Here is a 2114-nt window from a genome sequence, read left to right as displayed (position 1 = left end):
GAGATTTCCAACCGGCCGCAACATACCGGAGATCGCCCGAAGCCCTCTGCGCGCCCCAGCTCATGAACACGCGCCCCCGCTCGGGAGTAAAGCCGTTTGACGTGCGGTTCATAATTTGAAACCAGGGTATGAATACCGTGTTCCAAAGCAAATTCGCATAGCGCCACCAGCAGAAGGCTGAACGCCCGACCCCGAGCAATCTGAGGGTAGTCGGCCGCTAATGCCGCCTCGTCGAGGCACATGCGTGTGCCTTCCCATATGCCGGGGGCAGCCAAACTGGCGGCATCAGGGAACGTGCACCTGAAGACGTCGTGAAGAAGCGTCGGCCCTGTCGTCGGCATCAGTCTCATGCTGCCGTAATGGCGGGACCGCTCCTGGTCGCACCAGACGAGATACACAGGATCCATCTCGTCATACTGGTCCCGTTCACATTCACCTTGAACCGAGACATCCCACTGCAATGTATCGAAGAACACCTTTTTGCGTGCTTGAAACATTTGCAAGATCACATCTGAATATTCCCGATGCTCGAATGTTTGTACTGATACGATCATCGCCGTTCTCTCCGCTCAGGGCTCTTGCGGAAAACATGCGTGCTTTCTGAATAATCAGAAATCCCCTCAAATCGATCCCTCGGTTCAGGGGGTTCCTGACGGCCAGGGACTTATGATGCGCAAGTGACTTGCTCGTGTGGCGGCTGCAGAGAGTGTGGCGCATCCCAGTTTTAATCGAGCGGACTTCGTGTAGTCCCGCACGGTGTGCTCGGATAAGCTCAAAATAACCGCAATATCTTTGTGGTCTTTGCCCAAAGCGGTCCAATGCAGACATTCGATCTCTCGACGAGAAAGTGCCGGCACCGGATCACGCTCCCCGTAGAGTTCGGCGACTGCAATCCGATGGACTAGTTGCCCCAGAACTACCCACTCATCGAGAAAGCGTGCCGTGAGCTTCCGCCAACCGAGTTCAGGAAGCGCCGAATTCACCGAAAGTAGCGCCCGCCGCTTGGCCTTGTCAGTGATTGGAATAGAATAGCCCTGACTGCCAACGCCATGTTTTGCAGCATCTATCAGAAAAAGCTCGTCCAAAGGGCTGGTCTCGACTTCACCCCAATCGAAAGGCAATGATCGAGCGAACCCCTCTCGAGTAACCGGATCGACGCGAACGTAGCCCTTTAGAAGATACCGCGCCACCCAAGGGTCCGGGTAAGTGGTTCGCACGTAAGGTGAATCTACGTCTCCCACTACCGTCTGTGCCAGATGGTAAGTGACGTTCGACAAGCCATAATGATCTCGCATCGTTCGCAGGGCCTCGGCGACTGTTCGGGACCGCGCGATGCATTCGAGCCAGACATCAGACTGCTTCCGCTTTTGCTCCTCGGACCAGTTCACAATGCGTTGTCGGGACAGACGTGGACATATACGGCTCTGATGATGTGCGCCCGCATATCCGATATTCCTCCTAATTGTCTGTGGCTTACCACCTCGGTGACCCCTCGGTTCTGGTGCTTTTCGCGGCAACTAGCTGCCCTGTCATCCGATAGTCATATGGCTTGTGCAGCTTGCGCAACCTAAAATGCATTCATACCGCCTATTGCCAAACGACGGCATGCAGGACCGCGACACCAACAACCAGAAATCGCCGATGACCGCCGCTCTACCCTCTGCATGTAAAATACGCTTGCCCGCTGCAAACGGTGGCGATGCCCTCGAGCATGAGACGGTTGCAGCGATACTGTCCTACCGACACTATCTTGGCCTTGCGCAGCGCCGTTTCGAGCGGCTGAGCCGACTGTCGGATTCGCATTTAGAGAACGCTGCGCAGCTGATACGCGCTAGTGCGTCCTATCGCATTGCCGTTGAGAAACTAGATAACCATGAACGGCGTCTCGCCCAGCTCATTGAGTGGCTAGGATACGTGCCGAAATGCGACCGCAAACAATTCCATTGATTCTAGATCAATCGATGATCCGTTGCAGTGCCAATCGCTTGTTGAATGTTGTTGGCACCAAGTTTGCGGCGCGCGCCCTGCATATGGAAACGCACGCTTGGCTCTTTGAGCCCCATTAACTCGGCAATGTCGGCGGCGCAAAATCCCCGCTTGCACCAAGCCAAGAC

The 2114-nt window shown here is 55.3% G+C and carries 4 protein-coding genes; 1 reads left to right on the top strand and 3 read right to left on the bottom strand.

Annotated elements, in window-relative coordinates:
• Together WH91_RS02125 and WH91_RS22995 are read right to left on the bottom strand one after the other, a co-directional pair.
• The coding region (locus WH91_RS02125; RefSeq protein WP_046169373.1) for an acyl-homoserine-lactone synthase at positions 1 to 554 on the bottom strand (554 nt) is incomplete at its 3' end.
• A gap of 84 nt (positions 555 to 638) precedes the next feature.
• The gene (locus WH91_RS22995; protein ID WP_248305802.1) at positions 639 to 1334 is read right to left on the bottom strand and encodes a helix-turn-helix transcriptional regulator; all 696 of its coding nucleotides are present in this window, start codon (positions 1332 to 1334) and stop codon (positions 639 to 641) included.
• A 238-nt stretch (positions 1335 to 1572) separates the two neighbouring features.
• Between WH91_RS22995 and WH91_RS02120 the strand changes: the two genes are divergently transcribed.
• Entirely contained in the window at positions 1573 to 1947 is a 375-nt protein-coding gene (locus tag WH91_RS02120; RefSeq protein ID WP_046169372.1) for a transcriptional repressor TraM, read from the top strand.
• Between the two features lie 2 nt (positions 1948 to 1949).
• Here the strand turns inward: WH91_RS02120 and WH91_RS26020 are convergent, their stop codons facing one another.
• Positions 1950 to 2111 carry a LuxR C-terminal-related transcriptional regulator gene (locus tag WH91_RS26020; RefSeq protein WP_428040602.1) on the bottom strand — a complete coding sequence of 54 codons (162 nt, stop codon included), beginning with the start codon at positions 2109 to 2111 and terminating at the stop codon, positions 1950 to 1952.
• Positions 2112 to 2114 lie beyond the last annotated feature (3 nt).

The organism is Devosia psychrophila (assembly GCF_000971275.1).
GTDB classification, from domain to species: domain Bacteria; phylum Pseudomonadota; class Alphaproteobacteria; order Rhizobiales; family Devosiaceae; genus Devosia; species Devosia psychrophila.
This window is presented reverse-complemented; position numbering and strand designations above follow the sequence as displayed.

Coding starts and splice junctions, on each gene's coding strand:
- WH91_RS02120 (WP_046169372.1), top strand. CDS start 1,573: ATGCATTCATACCGCCTATTGCCAAACGACGGCATGCAGGACCGCGAC.